The 17,177-nt window shown below is 73.8% G+C and carries 16 protein-coding genes; 7 read left to right on the top strand and 9 right to left on the bottom strand.

Going from position 1 to position 17,177, the window contains the following annotated elements; translation table 11 throughout:
* Nucleotides 1–312 precede the first annotated feature (312 nt).
* On the top strand, nt 313–1,221 hold the full coding sequence (locus tag ACZ4WV_RS14940; RefSeq protein WP_465746556.1) for a hypothetical protein: 909 nt from the start codon (nt 313–315) through the stop codon (nt 1,219–1,221).
* Nucleotides 1,222–1,361: 140 nt separating this feature from the next.
* Here the strand turns inward: ACZ4WV_RS14940 and ACZ4WV_RS14935 are convergent, their stop codons facing one another.
* On the bottom strand, nt 1,362–2,123 hold the full coding sequence (locus ACZ4WV_RS14935; protein ID WP_465746554.1) for a MerR family transcriptional regulator: 762 nt from the start codon (nt 2,121–2,123) through the stop codon (nt 1,362–1,364).
* 119 nt (nt 2,124–2,242) lie between these two features.
* Complete coding sequence (locus tag ACZ4WV_RS14930; protein WP_465746552.1) at nt 2,243–3,463, bottom strand: metal-dependent hydrolase family protein; 1,221 nt, start codon at nt 3,461–3,463, stop codon at nt 2,243–2,245.
* Between the two features lie 74 nt (nt 3,464–3,537).
* On the opposite strand from ACZ4WV_RS14930, the gene ACZ4WV_RS14925 reads away from it, so the two are divergent.
* A complete protein-coding gene (locus ACZ4WV_RS14925) occupies nt 3,538–4,161 on the top strand; it encodes a TetR/AcrR family transcriptional regulator (protein WP_465746550.1) in 624 nt (207 codons plus the stop codon).
* Between the two features lie 176 nt (nt 4,162–4,337).
* Nucleotides 4,338–5,681, top strand: a complete 1,344-nt coding sequence (locus tag ACZ4WV_RS14920) for a bifunctional folylpolyglutamate synthase/dihydrofolate synthase (RefSeq protein WP_465746548.1) — start codon at nt 4,338–4,340, stop codon at nt 5,679–5,681.
* Nucleotides 5,682–5,805: 124 nt separating this feature from the next.
* On the opposite strand, the gene ACZ4WV_RS14915 is transcribed toward ACZ4WV_RS14920, so the two are convergent.
* The gene (locus ACZ4WV_RS14915) at nt 5,806–6,189 is read right to left on the bottom strand and encodes a peptidoglycan-binding domain-containing protein (RefSeq protein ID WP_465746546.1); all 384 of its coding nucleotides are present in this window, start codon (nt 6,187–6,189) and stop codon (nt 5,806–5,808) included.
* Nucleotides 6,190–6,407: 218 nt separating this feature from the next.
* On the opposite strand from ACZ4WV_RS14915, the gene ACZ4WV_RS14910 reads away from it, so the two are divergent.
* A complete protein-coding gene (locus tag ACZ4WV_RS14910) occupies nt 6,408–7,433 on the top strand; it encodes an ArsR/SmtB family transcription factor (protein ID WP_465746544.1) in 1,026 nt (341 codons plus the stop codon).
* 39 nt (nt 7,434–7,472) lie between these two features.
* On the opposite strand, the gene ACZ4WV_RS14905 is transcribed toward ACZ4WV_RS14910, so the two are convergent.
* The 3 genes from ACZ4WV_RS14905 to ACZ4WV_RS14895 form a co-directional block, all read right to left on the bottom strand.
* On the bottom strand, nt 7,473–9,050 hold the full coding sequence (locus ACZ4WV_RS14905) for a serine/threonine-protein kinase (protein ID WP_465746542.1): 1,578 nt from the start codon (nt 9,048–9,050) through the stop codon (nt 7,473–7,475).
* A gap of 178 nt (nt 9,051–9,228) precedes the next feature.
* Nucleotides 9,229–10,350 carry a hypothetical protein gene (locus tag ACZ4WV_RS14900; RefSeq protein ID WP_465746541.1) on the bottom strand — a complete coding sequence of 374 codons (1,122 nt, stop codon included), beginning with the start codon at nt 10,348–10,350 and terminating at the stop codon, nt 9,229–9,231.
* A 92-nt stretch (nt 10,351–10,442) separates the two neighbouring features.
* Nucleotides 10,443–10,709: a hypothetical protein gene (locus ACZ4WV_RS14895; protein WP_465746539.1), complete on the bottom strand. Its 267-nt coding sequence runs from the start codon at nt 10,707–10,709 to the stop codon at nt 10,443–10,445.
* 209 nt (nt 10,710–10,918) lie between these two features.
* On the opposite strand from ACZ4WV_RS14895, the gene ACZ4WV_RS14890 reads away from it, so the two are divergent.
* Nucleotides 10,919–11,527: a hypothetical protein gene (locus ACZ4WV_RS14890; RefSeq protein ID WP_465746537.1), complete on the top strand. Its 609-nt coding sequence runs from the start codon at nt 10,919–10,921 to the stop codon at nt 11,525–11,527.
* A gap of 12 nt (nt 11,528–11,539) precedes the next feature.
* Here ACZ4WV_RS14890 and ACZ4WV_RS14885 read toward each other — a convergent pair whose 3' ends face one another.
* A complete protein-coding gene (locus tag ACZ4WV_RS14885; protein ID WP_465746535.1) occupies nt 11,540–14,395 on the bottom strand; it encodes an AfsR/SARP family transcriptional regulator in 2,856 nt (951 codons plus the stop codon).
* A 115-nt stretch (nt 14,396–14,510) separates the two neighbouring features.
* Nucleotides 14,511–14,996, bottom strand: a complete 486-nt coding sequence (locus tag ACZ4WV_RS14880; protein WP_465746533.1) for an FBP domain-containing protein — start codon at nt 14,994–14,996, stop codon at nt 14,511–14,513.
* A 71-nt stretch (nt 14,997–15,067) separates the two neighbouring features.
* Between ACZ4WV_RS14880 and ACZ4WV_RS14875 the strand changes: the two genes are divergently transcribed.
* Entirely contained in the window at nt 15,068–15,637 is a 570-nt protein-coding gene (locus ACZ4WV_RS14875; RefSeq protein ID WP_465746531.1) for a TetR/AcrR family transcriptional regulator, read from the top strand.
* 148 nt (nt 15,638–15,785) lie between these two features.
* Here the strand turns inward: ACZ4WV_RS14875 and ACZ4WV_RS14870 are convergent, their stop codons facing one another.
* Complete coding sequence (locus ACZ4WV_RS14870) at nt 15,786–16,538, bottom strand: AfsR/SARP family transcriptional regulator (RefSeq protein WP_465746529.1); 753 nt, start codon at nt 16,536–16,538, stop codon at nt 15,786–15,788.
* Nucleotides 16,539–16,856: 318 nt separating this feature from the next.
* On the opposite strand from ACZ4WV_RS14870, the gene ACZ4WV_RS14865 reads away from it, so the two are divergent.
* Complete coding sequence (locus ACZ4WV_RS14865) at nt 16,857–17,120, top strand: StsA-related sactipeptide RiPP (RefSeq protein ID WP_465746527.1); 264 nt, start codon at nt 16,857–16,859, stop codon at nt 17,118–17,120.
* The last annotated feature ends 57 nt before the right edge of the window (nt 17,121–17,177 follow it).

The raw sequence follows: 17,177 nt of genomic DNA, 5'->3' as shown, positions 1-17,177 counted from the left end.
TGGGGCCGTGTCCCTTTTTCTCCTCGTCCCTCTGGGAGGGGGGGTGCGCCCTGTTCGGCACCCGTGGGGCACCCGCCCCCCCCCTGCCTGACGGACCCGGCCCGGGTCCTGCTCGCCAGGGGCGGCGGGCGTCCGCGCCGCCCCTGGGTGGTGCCCTCGAACTGCCCTTTGGGCCCTCGTGGGCAACCGCGCTGGGACCGTAGTCTCGGCTCCTCGGGTCCGGGCAACGACACGGGAGGGCAGGAAAGAGTGCGAAAGACCGTGACACCTTCGGCGCCGCAGACGCCTGAGGCCGCACCGAGGAGGCGCCCGGTGCAGGGCACGGCTCCGGTGCCGGCCGGCCCGGGAAGGGCCCCGCACCCTGCCGAACTCCTGGCCCTCCAGCGGACGGTGGGCAACGCGGCCGTGACACGCCGGCTGCAACGACAGGAGGACCCCGGGGTCAGGGAGCAGGCGCGGCGCGACGCGGCCGACCCCACCGCGCACGGCGAGTGGGACACCTTCCGCGAGGACATGGCCCGGGCGGGCTTTCCCGCGGACGTCACGGAGATCGCCTGGCAGCTCGTCCTCGGCGGCATCGCCGAACAGGGGCAGCTCAACGACGAGGCCACGGCGCGGTTCACCGAGCGCCAGGCCCAGCGCGACCACCGCGCGTCGAACAGCTGGTACCAGGAGCTGGTGAAGGTCGTCGGCGACTACCTGGAGATCGACACGCCGACGCTGGCCCTGTGGTCGGGCGGCCGGGAGGTCAGCGACTACGCCCGCGGCAAGGGTCACACACCGCTGGAGTCCACCCCCTTCGGCGGCGTTGTCGACAAGCTGACGCTGACCTCGGACTGGAAGCTCAAGACGCCGATGTGGAACGTCCTGTCCAAGGCCTTCGTGAGCCGTGCCCGGGGCCCCGTCCACATCTTCCTGCGGGCCTACGATCCGGACAGCGTCCTCATCGCCCAGGAGGTACCGCAGTTGCGCGTGGTCATGGCACTCAATCCCGCGGTGCGGCTCATCTGGCACCCGGTGTACGCCGCGGCCGACGGGAGGCTGATGGAGATCACCAAGGGCCTGGAACTGACCGCCGACGCCCCCTGCAACACCCGGGACGAGTGCGTACGAATCCTCTATGACTACCTGCGCCTCATCCACGACCCGGCCAACGCCCACTCCGAGCGTGCTCACGCGGAGATGACCGCCCGTCTCGCCGCCAACAGCCGCCCCCAGTAGCGCCCGCTGGGTAACCCGGACTCTGAGCTTCGCTTGCGCTCAGGACGTGGTCTTCGGTGCGTGAACATTTGCCGGGTGGCGGCGACGGGCGGGTAGGTCCGTCGCCGCCACCCGGCAGCTGTTCGTCACCGGCGCGACTTCTAGCTCAGGCGGGCGTCGGCATAGGCAGCCATGGCGTCGCGCTGGTACTCGGCCAGGCCCGGTGCGATCCGTTCGTAGTTCACCTTGAACCGCTCGTCGTCGACATACATCCGGCCGAGGTTGCGGTAGGCCGCCGCGTCCGGGGTCCAGAAGTTGCAGACCCAGCGGTACTGCTGGTCGACCTCGTCCAGAACGGCCGGGTCGTCCGCCGGAACGCCGGCGACCATGAACTCGGCCATCCGGATCATCGCAGCGGTGCTCTCCTTCTGCATCCGCTCGGTGTCCTCCGGGGTCAGCGTCGCGGCGAACTTCTGGGCCTTGTCGTAGTCCTGCGGCCAGCGTTCGCGAGCCTCGGCGTCGTACTGCGTGGCGTCGAAACCCTCGAACAGGTTCTCGGGACGGTTGATGGTGGCCATGGTCGGTCCTCCTCGCGTCGTTTCGAGCTCGGAGATGGTGCGCGTGACCGTCGCGATGACCGCGCCGAGCCGGTCCTGCTCGACGAGCAGCCGCTCGAGGTGACCACGCAACGCCTCGACCTGGTCGGTCTGCCGGCCGAGGATCTCGATGATCTGGGGCAGTCCGAGGTCGAGCCTGCGCAGGACCAGGATCTGCTGAAGCCGCAACAGCTGGTCCATCTCGTAGTAGCGGTAGCCGTTCGTCCCGACACGGGCGGGGGCGAGCAGGCCGATCTCGTCGTAGTGCCGCAACGTCCGGGAGGTGACCCCGGACATCCGGGCGACTTCTGCGATCGACCAGGCCATGGCGCCTTCCATCTTCGCTCTTGCAGGCCGGTCCCTCCGGCCCGCGTCTTCGACGGTAGAAGTTGACGTTACGGCAAGGTCAAGCCGGTAACCCCCCATGACCGGGACCACAACGGCTCTCAGACGACGGTGCCGGCCTTCACCACGTGCCTGAGGTGCTTCTCCGGGCGGGTCAGCACGGTGAGGTCGGCCAGCGGGTCGCCGTCCACGACGAGCAGGTCGGCGTGCGCGCCGGGGGCGAGGGTGCCGATCTCCCCCTCCAGGCCGAGCAGGCGGGCCGCCGTGGTGGTCGCCGAGCGGAGCACGTCGGCGGCCGGCTGGACCTGGGCGCGCAGGGTGAACTCCTCCAGCTGGGCCGGGTGCAGTGGGCCCAGCAGGTCGCTGCCGTAGACCAGGTTGACGCCCGCGCGGTGGGCGCGTTCCAGCGCCTCCAGGCCCCGGTCGCGGACCTCGGCGAGCTTGCCGACGGAGGCCGGCGGCAGGCCCGAGGCGGCGCCGAGCCGGGCGGTCTGCTCGTAGGCGACCAGGGTGGGGACCAGGAAGGCGTCCTTCTCCAGCAGCAGCGCGACCGTGGTGTCGTCCAGCAGGTTTCCGTGCTCGACGCAGCGCACCCCGGCCCGCAGGGCGCGGTCGATCGCCCGCGGGTGGTAGGCGTGCACGGTGACGTAGCGGTTGTGGTTCTCCGCCTCCTCGACGGCCGCCCGGATCTCCTCCTCGCTGTACTGGACGGCGGCGATCTCGTCGTGCGGGGAGGCGACGCCGCCGGAGAGCAGCACCTTGAGGTGTTTGGCGCCCTTGCGGAACTCGTCCCGGGCGGCGGCGCGCACGGCATCCACACCGTCGGCGATCCGGCCGAAGTTCGGGCGGGCCTCGCAGCAGGGCAGCGCGTCGTCGCCGAGCGGGCGCAGGTCGCCGTGCCCGCCGGTCTGGGAGAGCGCCTTGCCTCCGTGCAGCAGACGGGGGCCGGGCACCAGGCCCTCGGCCAGGGCGCGGGCCATGCCGTGGTCGGCGCCGCCGACGTCGCGGACGGTGGTGAAGCCGCGGCGCAGCATGCGTTCGGCCTCGGCGAGGGCGCGGACGGTGGCGTAGCCCGGGGTCCAGTTCGCGAAGTCGTGCAGGTCGAGGGAGGTGACCAGCAGGTGGACGTGGGCGTCGATCAGGCCGGGCAGGACGGTGCCGCCCTGCGCGTCGACGACGCGGACCCCGTCGGTGGCGGCGGGCGGGCGGCCGGTGCCGGAGGCGGCGATCCGGCCGTCGGCGGTCTCCAGCCAGCCCGGGTCGGTGCGGGTGCCGTCCTCGGGGTGGAGCAGGTGGGCGTTGGTGATCAGCAGTCGGTTCATGCCGTGGTCCCTCCGGTTCAGTACGGGCCGTATTGAATACGGCTCGTACTGAATACACCATGTATCGTTCTCCTGTGAACCCACCCCCCACCGATCCCGCCGCGCCCCGGCCGCCCCGCCGCCGCGTCCACACCCGGGCCCGGCTGCTCGCCGCGGCGAGCGAACTGTTCCTCACCGTCGGCTTCGCGCGGACGAGCATCGAGGACGTCTGCGCCGCCGCCGGGTACACCCGCGGGGCGTTCTACTCGAACTTCGGCAGCAAGGAGGACCTGCTGCTGGCGCTCTTCGACGCCCGGGCCGTCGAACGGACGGCCGAGCTGGAGCGGCTCGCCGCCGCGTGCGAGGCGCTGGCGCCGCGGGAGCGGGCCCGGCTGCTGGTCGAGGCGCTGCTGCGGGTCGAGCCCGCGGAGACCGGGTGGATCCTGCTGTTCCTGGAGTTCCGGCTGGTCGCGGCCCGTTCCCCGGCGCTGGCCGAACAGGTCGCCGAGCACGACCGGACGCTGGCGCGGGCGGTGGCGGACGTCCTGGAGCGGGCCCTGCCCGAGCTGGTGCCCGCGGGGGCGGACGCCCGTCAGGCGGCGGCGGTGATCCTGGCGGCGCGCGAGGGGCTGCTGGCCCGGACGGCGGCGGGCGGCGCGGTCGCCGAGGAACTGCTGGCGGCGACGGCGGCGGTGCTGTCGGGTCTGCTGGGACACTGACCTGAAACGGTGCCGACCGCACCGGCACGCGCCCGGAACGTTCCGGCACCGCCTGGCACCGCCTGGCACTGCGCCTGGCACCGCACCGCCCGGCGCACCCCGACCGTCGGGCTCACCCGATCGAGCGATACCGCCAACCGCCGTTCCGACAGGCCCTGGTGACAGCATGGCGCCTCATGAACTACCAGCAGTGCACGGACCACCTCTGCGACCTGTACCGGCTCCCGCGGACGGAGCGCGACGCGAGACGCGACAACCTGCCCGCGCTACTGGCGGCGCTCGGCCGCCCGCAGGACGGGCTGCGTGGGGCCATGGTGGTCGGGACCAACGGCAAGGGCTCCACCGCCGCGTTCGCCGTCGCGGCGCTGTCCGCGTCCGGGCACCGCGTGGGCAGCATGCCGAGCCCGCACCTGCAGGAGCCGCGTGAGCGGGTCCGGATCGACGGACGGCCGGTCAGCCGGGCCGAGTTCACGACAGCCTTCACCGAGGTGGTGGCGGCGATCGAGGAGCACCGCCTGCCGCTGTCCGCCGCCGGCATGTGCACCGCGGTCGCCGTCGCCCACTTCCGGCGGGCCGGCGTCACCCATGTCGTGGCCGAGGCATCCATCGGCGGGAGCAGGTCCGCAGTCCGGGCCCTGGACCTCGACGTCAAGGTGATCACCGGCGTCGGACTCGACCACACCGACGTCCTCGGCGACACCTTGGCCGAGATCGCCAAAGCCAAGGCCGGGGCGGTGACCGACGGCGACCACGTCGTACTCGGCCGCCTTCACCCACAGGCCCAAACGGCCGTCGAAGAAGTCCTGGCCGGCCGAACCGGCCTCACGATCTGGCAAGTCGACCGGCACATCCACTGCACGACCCGCCCCGGCGCCACGGCCGACGCCATCGTGCTCGACGTCGCAACGCCGCGCGGCGAGCACCGCGCCCTGCCCTGCCCCCTGCCCGGCACCCACCAGCACCACAACCTCGCCCTCGGCCTCGCCACAGCGGCCGCGCTCGCCGAACGCGGCCACGCCCGCACTCCGACGGACGAACTCCTGCGCCCGGCACTGGCCGCCACCCGCTGGCCCGGACGGCTCGAACTGCTCACCGACGCCCGGCTGGACGGCTGGCACGGCCGGGTCCTCCTGGACGGAGCCCACAACCCGCAGGGCGTCGCCACCGTGATGCCCGAGATCGAACGCATCGCCGGAGCGACCCGCCGCCCCGACATCCCGCCGGCCGCCGTCGTCTTCGCCGTGACGCACAGCAAGGACGCGCCCGCCATGCTCGCCCTGCTGCCCGACCCGTGGCCGCTGGTCCTCACCCGCACCAGCTCACCCGACGCCACCGATCCCGCCACGCTGCACGCCCACCTGCCCCCCGCCCGGCGTGCCGGCGCCGTCACCGCCCCCGACACCGCCACCGCGCTGCGCCGGGCAGCCGACCTGGTGGGCCACGGCGGCCTGGTCGTGGTGCTGGGATCGCTGCGGCTGGTGGGCGAGAGCCGTACCGCACTCGGCCTGCCCCCGGTGTGACGGCCCGGATCGAAGCGGGCGTCGGCAGCCTGGACGGGTGGGGCGGCGCCGGGGGAGATCTCCCGGCCGCAGGCCCCGGCGGGGCCCCGCCGTCGCGGGTCGGGGCCCCGTCGTGACGCGGCGGTCAGAAGTGTGACGGCACGTACGTGTAGCAGTAGTTCGTGCCCCCGTAGTACGAGTCGCCGTCGAGGAGGAGGTCGCCTCCGGTGTCCTTGCCGACGATGCCGTCCTGCGCCCTTCCGTCGATGCCCTGGTACCAGGTGACCCACTTCTTGGTGTTGGGCCCCCACAGGCCGTCCTCGGCGAGCGGGCGCCCCTTGCCGTGGCCGGCGGCCACGTCGTTGACCAGGTGCTGCACGCACCAGACGCCGTGGGTGTTGTTGCCGTAGCCGTCCCCGATGTAGCCCGCGCTCGGGGACGCCTGTGCCGGCCCGGCACACACCCCCGCGCCCAGCAGCCCCGTGACCACCAGCAGCGCCGCGCGCTTGCCGATACGGTTCAGCCCCATGAGATTTCCTCCATCGCGGTGTTCGGACAGGTTCCTCGGCGGTGACGCGTGGACGCCACCGCGGTGTGCTGCCGCCCTTCGCGCACGGTGCTTGTCCTGATCGCCCGTGTCCTGGCGTCGTCGGCGCTGCCATACTCGGGACAGTCGCCTGCGATCGGCAATCCGTTCGGCCTGGACCGAACGATGTGGCCGTTCCACGTCACCGAGAAGGGACATGCATGCTGCGATTACACTTCTCCGCCGACGATCTCCTCCGGGTCACGTTCCTCCCCGCTCCCGCGCCGATGATGGAACTCGCCCTGGCGGTAGCGCAGTTGCAGCAGCCGCCACAGCTCGCCGACGTGGGGCGGTGGCAGAAGGCGACGCGCCGGGCCTTCCCCGCGACAGGGCGCCCTCTGCTGGATCTGGTGCCGCCCTCCGGCAAGGGGCCGATGTTCCTCGACCCGGTCGGCCGCGACTTCGACTCCGGTCTCGACCTGGTCCTGCACACACCGGCCGCCACGATCCGCGCCGATCTGGAGCCCGTGTGCCCCACGTTCCGTCCGGTGACGCCCTTCACGCGCGACCTGGTCCGCCGCGACCGCGAGGGCCTCCACCTGCTCGAGAACGCCCTGCGTACGACGTGGACCGCGCTGCTCGCCCACCAGTGGCCGCGGATCGAGGCCGCTTACGATGCCGAACTCGCCTGGCGCACCCGCCTGCTGGCGCAGCAGGGCCTGCGTGCCGCCCTCGCCGGTCTCGCGCCCGGTGGCCGCTGGGAAAGCAGTACGACACTGGTGTACGACCGCGTCGGTGATGTCGACGTACCGCTGGCCGGCCACGGGCTGTGCCTGTTGCCGTCGGCCGTCTGGAGGGACCGTCCGCTGATCGCCCACCACGCGGACGCGCCCACCGTCCTGATCTACCCGATGGCGGCGGCGCCCCTGCGATTCATCGAGGACGACGCGCCCGACGACCCGTTGGGGACGCTGCTCGGCGGCACGCGTTGCGCGGTCCTGCAGTTGCTGACCGCCCACCGGACCACCACGGAGATCGCCCGCAGCCTCGGCATCAGCAAGGCGTCCGCTTCCGAACACGCCAGAGCACTTCGGCACGCGCGCTTGATCACCTCGCGCAGATCGGGCAAGGCGGTGTTCCACGCCTGCAGCGGCTTGGGGCTGGAACTCCTCACCGCCGTCGAAGGACCGTCGCAGGCCGCCGCCGTCAACCGGCCGGGCGAGCCTGCGCGTTCACCCTCCTGGTGACGAGACGACGGGTGCAGCACGGGCGGGGCCGCCGGCTGATCACAGCCCGCTGATCGACAGATCCTTTCGCACCTGGTCGAAGATCTCCTGTCCCTCGGCTGCCTGGTCGGCGGCGGAGGGGAAGGAGACTTCCAGCTTGAAGCCGGCGCCGTCCTTGCGGATCAGGTCCAGTTCCAGTGACCGCTGGTCCTTCTGGTGGCTGTAGTCGGACGTGTCGTGGTAGGTCACGTCCAGCAGAGCAGCGCTCTTGCCCTGCTGCCGGGTCTCGGTCACCTTCCCCGCCGGCTTCGGATCCTGGTAGTAGTGATCCTTGTACCAGGCCAGGTCGCCGTTGGCCACGGACAGCGGACTGCGGCTCTCCCCGGTCCACTTGGAGAATTTGATGACGAAGACCTGGGTCGGGTCCGTGTAGCTGACCGAACCGTCGTTCTCGCTGCGGACGTAGCCGGCCGGCGCGGCGAGCGAGGCGTCCAGCCGGGGCTCCTGGTAGGCCTTCCAGCCGGCCGGCAGCGGATCGTCGCCACCGCCGAACACCAGTACGGCCGCCACCGTCACGGCCAGCACGGCGGCACCCAGGGCGAGCTGGATCCGCCGGCTGCCGGTCAGCACCCGCCGCACCCGCCGCGCCGGGCCGGCCGCCCGGGTCGGCGGGGGCAGCACCCGAGTCGCAGACGCAGCGGCCGGTTCGGCCACGGCCCGAAGGCGCTGCCTCAGCGCGCTCGGGCCGGGCCGTGACTGCGGTTCCTTGCGCAGGACCTCGGCGAGCACCTCGCCCAGCGGCCCGGCGTTCGCGGCCCGTGGCAGCTCGGCCAGCAGGATCGCCTGCAGGGTGGACGCGGTGGTCTGGCGGCGGAACGGCGAAACTCCCTCGACGGCCTCGTAGAGCACCACTCCCAGGGACCACAGGTCCGACTCCGGGCCCGGCCGGTGGCCCAGCACCCGTTCCGGTGCCAGGTATTCGGGCGAGCCGATGAAGGTCCCGGTCTCGGTGAGCTTCTGCTCGCCCTCCACCTGCGCGATCCCGAAGTCGGTCAGCACCACCCGCCCGTGCCGTCCGATCAGGATGTTGGCAGGCTTCACGTCCCGGTGCAGCACCCCCGCCTCGTGCGCGCTGACCAGCGCCTCCAGCACCGCCAGCCCGATCCGGGCCGCCTCCTGGGCCGGGAGCGTGCCCTCCTGCAGCACCTCCGCCAGCGACCGCCCGCGGATCAGCTCCATCACGATCCACGGGCTGTCCTCGACCGTGACCACGTCGTGGACGGTGACCACCGAGGGATGGTCGACCCGGGCGGCGGCCCGGGCCTCGCGCTGCATGCGCAGGTACGCCGTCTGCCGCTCCGCGTCGGTCAACTGCTCGGGCAGCCGAGGCTCTTTGACCGCGACGTCCCGGTCCACGGTCTCGTCGTGCGCCCGCCAGACCGTGCCCATGCCGCCGAAGCCGAGCCGCTCCAGCAGCCGGTAGCGGCCGCCGATCAGCCGCCCCGCGCCCGGCTGCGGCGCCGCGGTGAACTCCGCCACAGTCTGCTCGGGAACCGTGCGCCGTTTCGCAAGGTCGGTCCCCGGGCTCGCCAGCCCCCAGCTCGTCGGCTCGTCCGCCGACCCCCCGTTGATCGTCATGGCTGCATCATGGCAGCCCACCTCTGCGGTTCACAGCCCCAGGTCCGGTTCCCGTCCGGGCCCTGGCCGTGGACGCCCGGGCGTCCCGGCTCGGTGGGTCGGGCCGCGCGGGTTGTCGTGGTGTGACACGTGCCGCAGTTGTGCCGTCGCGGCGGTCGCTTCGGTGTGGGCGGGCGGGTCAGGGGCGGCAGGTGAGGCGGATGGGGGCGGCGGCGATGTGGGCGTGGGTGGGCTGGCCGGAGCCGGTCCAGTCCTGGCCGCGGTTGTGGAGGCGGACGACCAGTGGGCCGCTCGCCGGGCGGAAGGTGCCGGCGTCGACCCAGGTGCCGCGGTGGCCGGGCTGGTCGACGGTGAAGGAACCGAGATCGGCGCCGGCGGCCCCGGCCACCGTGTAGTAGGCGGGTGCGCCGCCGACCTGCTGGATCGAGCCGGACGACGGCACGTACACCGAGACGCCGCAACTGGCCGGGCCCGCGCCGACGTCGAAGGTCCACAGGGCGTAGGTGCTGTTGTCGTCCTTGTTCCTGTCGCCGGACATCGGCACGGCCTCGTAGCGCCCGTCGCAGGAGTCCCCGCCGTAGCCGCCGCTGTTGACCGTCACCCAGCCGTCCGTGCCCTGGTGGAACGCCCCCACCTCCTGGAAGTGGCCGCCCGCACCTGAGCAGCCGAACCCGGCCACCGCCTGGAACGCGGGCTGCGGAGCCGGCGGAGCGGGCGCGGGCTGCGCCGGTGCGGCGGGTGGTGCGGACGGAGCCGGGGGCGGGGCCGCCGGCGTGGCGACGGCGGAGCGGGCAGTGGCCGAGGCCGTGGTGCGGCCGGCCGTGGGGGAGGGTGGCGTCGACTCGGTGGCCGTCGGCGTGGCGTCGGGGGACTCCGACGGGGTGGCGCTCGCCGAGGACGGCTGGTCGGTCGGCGATTCGGTGGCCGCAGGGCGTTGCCGGCCGTGGGTGCCCAGCGGTGAGCGGCCGTCCGGCGCCGTCGCGGCGGCCGGGTCACCGGGGGCGGCGTCGGGCTTCAGGAACGGTGCGAGCAGCAGCAGGACCGCGCCGCAACCCATCGCCGCCACCATGGTGATCCGCCGGGCGTCCCAGCGGGCACGGGTGCCCTGCCCGAGCGGGCGGCGGGCCGTGAAGCGCGGGAGGCGCCCGCGCAGGGGCCCCGGTCGGCCGGGCAGGCGCCGTGCGGCCGCTTCCAGCGCGGCCGCACCGAGCACGGCGGAGCGCCGACGGGCCTGCCGCAGGGCGGCCCGCAGGCGTGCGGCGACGCCCGGCGCCGAGGGGACGACCGGTTCGGCGTTCACCCAGGGGAGTTGAAGGCCCGGCCCTGGATCGGCGGAGGCGGAGGCGGAGGTGGAGGTCGGGGAAGGGTCGGGTGCGCCGTTTCGCCGCTCGGTCACCGGAGGCCCTCCCCGCCGGCCAGCAGGACCGCGTCGGCCGGGGCACCCGCGCCCGGCAGCAGCCCCCGGACTCCGGTGCGCGAGGTGTCCGACGGCCGCAGGACCGGATCGTACGTCACCAAGGGCCCCATTTCGCTCGGATGTGCCTGGACGGGGCGCGAGGGTGGCGGGACGTGCACCGCGAGGGCGCCCGCCGCGACGAGGCCGAGGATCGCCGCGGCGCAGAGCAGGGCAGTCCGCCGTGGTGTCGCCGTGCTGGTCACGTTCGTCTCTCCAGAAGCTGTCGCCGGCTCGGGCCGGGTACGGGAGGCCGCAGCGCTGTGCGGGCCGGGGATCGCCCCGTTGAACGGACGCCGTGCGCCGAGGGGTTCAGGCCGGTTCCGAGCGGATCGAACCCCGGAGGGGCCGCCGTCCGTGGTACCGGCTGAGGCCGGTCGGCAGTCGGCACGAGGACGGACGCGGGAGGACAGCGATGGCCTGGTACCAGGGGCCGAGCCGGATCACGGTGACGGCGGTGGAAGGGCGGTTCCCGCAGCGGGCGGTGGTGACCGCCCGGGGCGCCGCACCCGTGGAGATCCCCGGTGAGGTCGGCGCCGCCCACCTCGTCGACGCGGAGAGCTGGCAGCTCGATCTGGAGCACCGGCACCTGGACGAGTGGTGCCCCAACGTCCGCGCCGTACAGGGCCGCTGGCAGGAGATCCGCGGCGTGCTGACGCAGGTCGTGCACAGCCGCAACCGCGACCGGCTCGGCGACCGTCAGGACCGCAACCTGGTGCTGCGGATCGAACGGGTGCAGCCGGACGGCGAGGACGCTCCGGCGGCCGCAGCTCCGGCCGTGCGGCGGACGACCGGCGCCCAGCCGGCTCCGGCCGCCACGACGAGCCCGGCGGCGCTGCGCACCTCGGCCGGCCCGGCGGGCGGCGCCGCGGCTCCGGGCGTGCGGACGACCACCTCGGGCTCCGATGCCGGCTTCCTGCGGCCCGCGGCCCCGGGCAGCCGGGTCACCGGTTCGGGAGGCGCCACCCGGACGGCCACCAGCCCGTCCACTCCGACCACCTCGGCAACCTCCTGGAGCGGCTGACCCGGCCGCCGGTCACGGCCTGCAGCGCGCCAGCCGGGCCTGCACCAGCTCGACCTGCCGGGTGAGCCGCCCCTGCTCGGCGGCGAGTTCCACGGCCCGCTCCCAGTACCGGCGCGCCTCGGCCGTGCGCCCGCGGTCGTACATGACCTGCCCGATGAAGTCGGCGAAGTCGAACTCCGCGTGGGCCTGGTTGCCCTGGGCCCGGCCGAGTTCCAGCACCCGGTGGATCTGGACCACCGCCTCGTCCGTACGGCCGACAGCGCGCAGGACCTGGGCGTAGGTCTTGGTGGAGACCACCAGGTACGGGTCCGACTCCCGCCCGGCCAGGAGGGCGAGCGACTCCTCGATCGGGCCCAGGGCCTCCGCCGGCAGGCCGGCCCGGTACAGGGTGTGCGCCAGGTTGTTGAGGGCCTGGGAGAGCAGCCGGGGATCGCCGTGCTCCCGGGCGTGCTCCACGGACTCGGCGAATCCCTCCAGGGCCCTCCCCGGCTCGCCGTAGTCGTCGGCGAAGCTGGTCCGCATGCTGAGGTAGCGGTGTCTGAAGACCGGCAGGCTCGCCGGGTCGGCGGCGGCGACGGCGCGCTCGGACTGTTCCAGGGCCTCGCGCCGCCGGCCCAGCCAGCCCAGCGCGAGGCTGTGGTTGGAGTACAGGTGGGGCCGGCCGGCGGCGGTGCCGGCGGCCTCGGCGGCGGTCAGTGCCTGCCGCGCCGCCTCCTCCCAGGCGCGGAACAGGCCCGCGTCGAGGTAGAGGTAGCCGGCGTTCTCGACCATCCGGCAGGCGTGTTCGTGGGCTCCCCACCGGCAGGCCAGGCCGATCAGGGCGCGGACGGTCGGCTCCTCGTCCCGGAACCAGGCCAGGGCGTCCGCCGAAGTCGCGAACTCCGGGGTGCCGCCGGTCGGTCGGTGGAGAGGTCGGTGGTGGTGCGCCTCCGGCCGGGCCAGGACGAGCCCGGCGGCGGTCGCGGCGATGTAGTGGTCGAACAGCCGGGCCAGGGCAGCTTCCCGGGTGGCGGCCGGCAGTTCCTCGGCGGCGTGCCGCGCGTGCAGCCGGACCAGGTCGTGGCGTTCGAAGCGGCCCGGAGCGCTCTCCTCGACCAGGTGGGCCAGGTGCAGCAGCTCCAGTGAGGCGGCCGCCGCCCGCCGGTCGGTACCGGCCAGGGTGGCCGCCGCCGCGGTGTCGACCTGTTGGCCCGGGTGGACGCCGAGCAACCGGAACAGCGCGACGGCCGGCTCCGGCAGGGCGCGGACGGTGAGTTCGAGGGCCGCCGCGACGCTCAGCGCGCCCTGGGTGGCCAGTGCGGCCAGCCGGGAACGCTCGTCGGACAGCTCGTCGGCCAGGGTGACGACCCGCCAGTGCGGCCGGGTGGCCAGGCGCGAGCCCGCGATCCGCAGGGCCAGCGGCAGCCCCTCGCACAGGTCGACCACCCGCTCGGCGGCCTCCCGTTCGGCCTCCAGGCGCGGCCGGCCCGCGGCTCCGGCGAGGACCCCGAAGGCCGCCTCGGCGTCGAGCGAGCGCAGGGTCAGGGCCCGGGCGCCCGGGATCGACGACAGCCCGGTGAGACGGTGGCGACTGGTCACCACGACGACGCAGCCCGGCTCGGCCGGCAGCAGCGGGAGCACCTGCTCGGCGTCCCGCGCGTTCTCCAGCACCAGCAGCACCCGGCGGCCGGTCAACAGCGCGCGGTAGGCGGCGAGGAGTTCCTCCCGGTCGGTCGGGAGGGCGGCGCCGTCGTCGGCCCCGAGGCCCCGCAGGAGTTCGGTGAGCGCCTCGTCCGGGCTGAGCGGCTCGGTCTCGTCGAAGCCCCGGAGGTTGACGCCGACCCTTCCGTCCGGGAAGGCGGCGGCGTTCCGGTGCGCCCAGCGCAGCACGAGCGCCGTCTTCCCGACTCCGGCGGGCCCGGTCACCAGGAGCAGCCGCCGCTCGCCGCCGCTGGCGGTGGCGCCGCCGCCGTCCGGGCCGCTGCCCTGCGCACCGGCCTCCGTACGGCCCAGCGCGGCGCTCTGCCCGCCCAGCCAGGCGAGTTCGGCCTCCCGGCCGACGAAACGCCCGGGTTCGCGCGGCAGCCGGGCCGGGACGGGCTGCTCGGCCGAGAGCGAGGAGAGGAGCGAGGGCGAGGGCGACGACGAGGCCGAGCCCCGGTCCGGGGCCGCGGACCGGATCCGGTCGATCGCCTGCTGGAGCGCGGCGCCGGGATCGATCCCGGCCTCCTCGGCCAGCCGCCGGCGGGTCGCCTCGTACACGGCGAGGGCCTCCGTGAGCCGGTCCTCCTGGTGCAGGCAGAGCACGGTGAGCCGCACCAGCGACTCACGCAGCGGGTGCTCGGCCACCGCCGCGACGAGGGCGGCGGTCACCGTCCGGGCCTGGCCGGTGCGCAGCAGCCGGTCGGCGAGCTGCTCCAGGGCCTCGATCCGGAGGGTCTCCAGCCGTGGCGCGGCGCCCTCGGCCAGCGCGGTGGACCCGCAGTCGCCGAGCGCGGGGCCGCGTCGGAGCGCGACGGCCTCGCGCAGCAGCGGCAGCGCCGCCTCGTCGGCGGGCTCGCTCCGGGCGTGGTCGAGCAGTCGGGTCAGCCGGTGGGCGTCGATCAGGTCGGGGTCGGCGTGCAGCACGTAGCCCGGCGCGCGGGTCTCCAGGAGGAGCCCGTCGTCGAGGAGCACGCGCAGCCTGGCGATGTGGCCTTGGAGCGCGGCGCGGGCGGTGGGTGGCGGCGTGTGGTTCCAGGCGAGGTCGAGCAGCCGCTCGACCGGTACGACCCGGTTGGCCTCCAGCGCGAGGGCGGCCAGCACCGCGCGGCGCCGGGCGCCTCCGATGTGCACGGTGGCGCCCTCGGTGGTCCGCAGCTCCATCGGCCCCAGCAGCAGAATCCGCACGACGCTCCCGTGCTCTCGTCCGTCCTCGCCCCCGGGCCCGCACCCTACCGGGCCGGTGGGCGGCGCCATGAGCCGGTCCGGGGGCTGGTCGTGGTCCGCGCCCGCCGGCCGGCGGTCATGCGGTGACCTTGGCGACGAAGGCGGTGAGGTTGGCCACCGTGCGGCGGATCTTCTCCTCGACGGTGAGTGACTCGTGCAGCCGGGTGCCCACCTCGCGTTTGCCGCGCACGTAGAGCGAGCAGGCGAGGTCGCTGCAGATGTACGCGCCCACCGAGTTGCCCTGCTTGCCGGCCTGCCCGGCCATGGGTGCCACCAGCAGTGAGACGCCCCCGGTGTGGGTGGTCACGCAGAGTGAGCAGATGCTCCGGCGGGCCTGCCAGGAGGCGGCGCTGGAGGAGCGCAGCGCCACCGCCACCGTACGGCCGTCCATCTCGGCGGCGAGGTAGCCGCGGTCGGGGGCCTGGGGGTCGCGCCACCCGAGGAAGTCCAGGTCCTCCCAGGGCCGTTCGGCCAGGTCGCGGGGGACGTGCAGGCGCTTGGCCTCCCCCTTGCTGCAGTTGACGAAGGCGGCGCGGATCTCTTGTTCGGTCAAGGGCTTCATAGGATGAATAGTAAATAACCTAGAGACTCTAGGCAAACGTATACTGACCTCAGGCGATCGAAGGGAAGCACATGGCACGCGTGGGGCTGAACGCGGAACGACTCGCAAGGGCGGGGGCGGAGCTGGCCGACGAGGTGGGCTTCGACAAGGTCACCGTCTCGGCGCTGGCGCGACACTTCGGGGTGAAGGACGCGAGCCTGTACTCGCACGTCAAGAACTCCCAGGACCTCAAGACCAGGATCGCGCTGCTCGCGCTCGAGGAACTCGCCGACCGGGTCGCCGCCGCCGTGGCCGGGCGGGCCGGCAAGGACGCCCTGGCCGCCTTCGCCAACGCCTACCGCGACTACGCCCGCGAACACCCCGGCCGCTATGCCGCCGCGCAGCTCGAACTCGACTACGAGACCGCGGTCAACAGCGCCGCCGTCCGGCACTCCCGGATGACCCGCGCCATCCTGCGCGGCTACGACCTCGCGGAGCCCGACGAGACGGACGCCGTCCGGCTGCTCGGCAGCACCTTCCACGGCTACGTGGCGCTGGAGCGGGCGGGCGCCTTCCAGCACACCCCGCGCGACACCGAGGACACCTGGGCGCGCATCCTCGACGCCCTCGACGCCCTGCTGCGCAACTGGCCGGCGGCCTGACGCCGGTGCGGTCCACCGGCGGTACGGACCGGCTCCGATCGGGCCGGGCCGAGCTGCGTCGGTCCCGCCCCGGCCCGGCGCCGTCAGCTCGGTCGGCCCGGAACCGCGGCCGGCGGACGGGCCCGGCGGCGCGGACGCCCTGCGGATCTCAGCAGTCGGCGGCCAGGGCGAGCTGGCGTTCGCGGTCCTGCTTCAGCAGTTGGGGGATGGCGCTGCTCGGCGCGACGCCGAGCTCCGAGGAGAGCAGTTCCCGGTAGCGGCGGTACCGCCGGTGCGCGTCCGCGACCTCGCCGACGCGCAGGCAGGACTGGACGGCGATCCGCCGCGGGCCCTCGCGCAGCGGGTCGGCTTGGGCCGCGGCGTCGGCCAGTTCGAGCACCGCGGAGTGCTGCCGCCGCCGCAGGAACGCCTCCGCGAGGCTCTCCAGGGCCTGCACCCGCTGCAGCTCCCACTTGCCCTGGAACGGCACCAGCCAGTCGTCGTCCCAGCCGTGCAGCAGCGGATGCCGGAGCACGCTCCACGCCGGGGGCAGCTGGCCGCCGCCCAGCAGCGCCTCCCCGTCGGTCCGGGACGCCGAGATCAGCCCGGCCGCCGTCCGGTAGTCCACTTCGACGTGCTCGGCCAGGGCGACGGTGGTGTGCGAGGTCCGGAGCAGTTCCCCGACCGTCACCTGGTTCAGCCGCCACAGGGTCTGGCGCAGCCTGGCGGCGGCCCGCACGGGTGGGACGTCCGGCCACAGCCGCGCCGCGAGGTCGTGGCGTCCCATCGGGCGGTCGTCGAGCGCCACGGCCGCGACGAGCCGCTGCTGGATGTCGCTGAGGTCGACGACCCGCCCGCCCAGGCGGCAGACGAAGTCCGGCAGGAGGGATACGTGCACGGTGTCGAAGTCGGTGGGTCTCATCGCACCTCTCGGGTTGTCCGACGGGACCGTCAGGCTGGGGCACCAACGATCACCGCTGCGAACAGCAGTTTTGATGCCAGGTCAGCTCAACTCTGACTAGAGATGAGACCTCAGCCGACCGAGATCGTCAACACCCACGACGAGGCCCGCCGACGGGGAAAATCCGCTTCCGGACCGTTGACGGCGCTTCACGTTCCGTGCGTACTATCTGCCCGCAGACGCCACGACAACCCATAATCGTGGGGTTGTTTCACAAGTCCGCCACGCAGCAGTCTCGGTGGTAGCCCCAGCTAGCCCGCGACAGCGAAAGGTGGAGGAATGACCTTCAACTCCCTGGAGGCCCTTCGTGAAGCCGGAATCCTCGGCGGCACGATGGCACCCGAGCTCGAGGAGTTCTACGCCAGCCTGACCCCCGAGGAGACCCGGGTCCTGATCTCGACCAAGACCCGTCTCATGGCCGTCCTGCCGGACGTGGTGGCGCACTCCCAGGAGTGGGCCGCGCCCGAGTCCACCCAGGAGGGCTTCGACGCCGCGATGCTGTGTGCGTGCGGCGCGTGGTCCGGCGCCGGAAACGCCAACTAGTCCCGTAGTCCCGACAGTCCACAGGTGCGGCCCGGCGGTGAGGCTCGTCGGGTCGCG

The organism is Kitasatospora sp. NPDC029312 (assembly GCF_055569215.1).
Note: the sequence above shows the minus strand (reverse complement) of the source record. Positions and strands in the feature narration are given on the sequence as shown.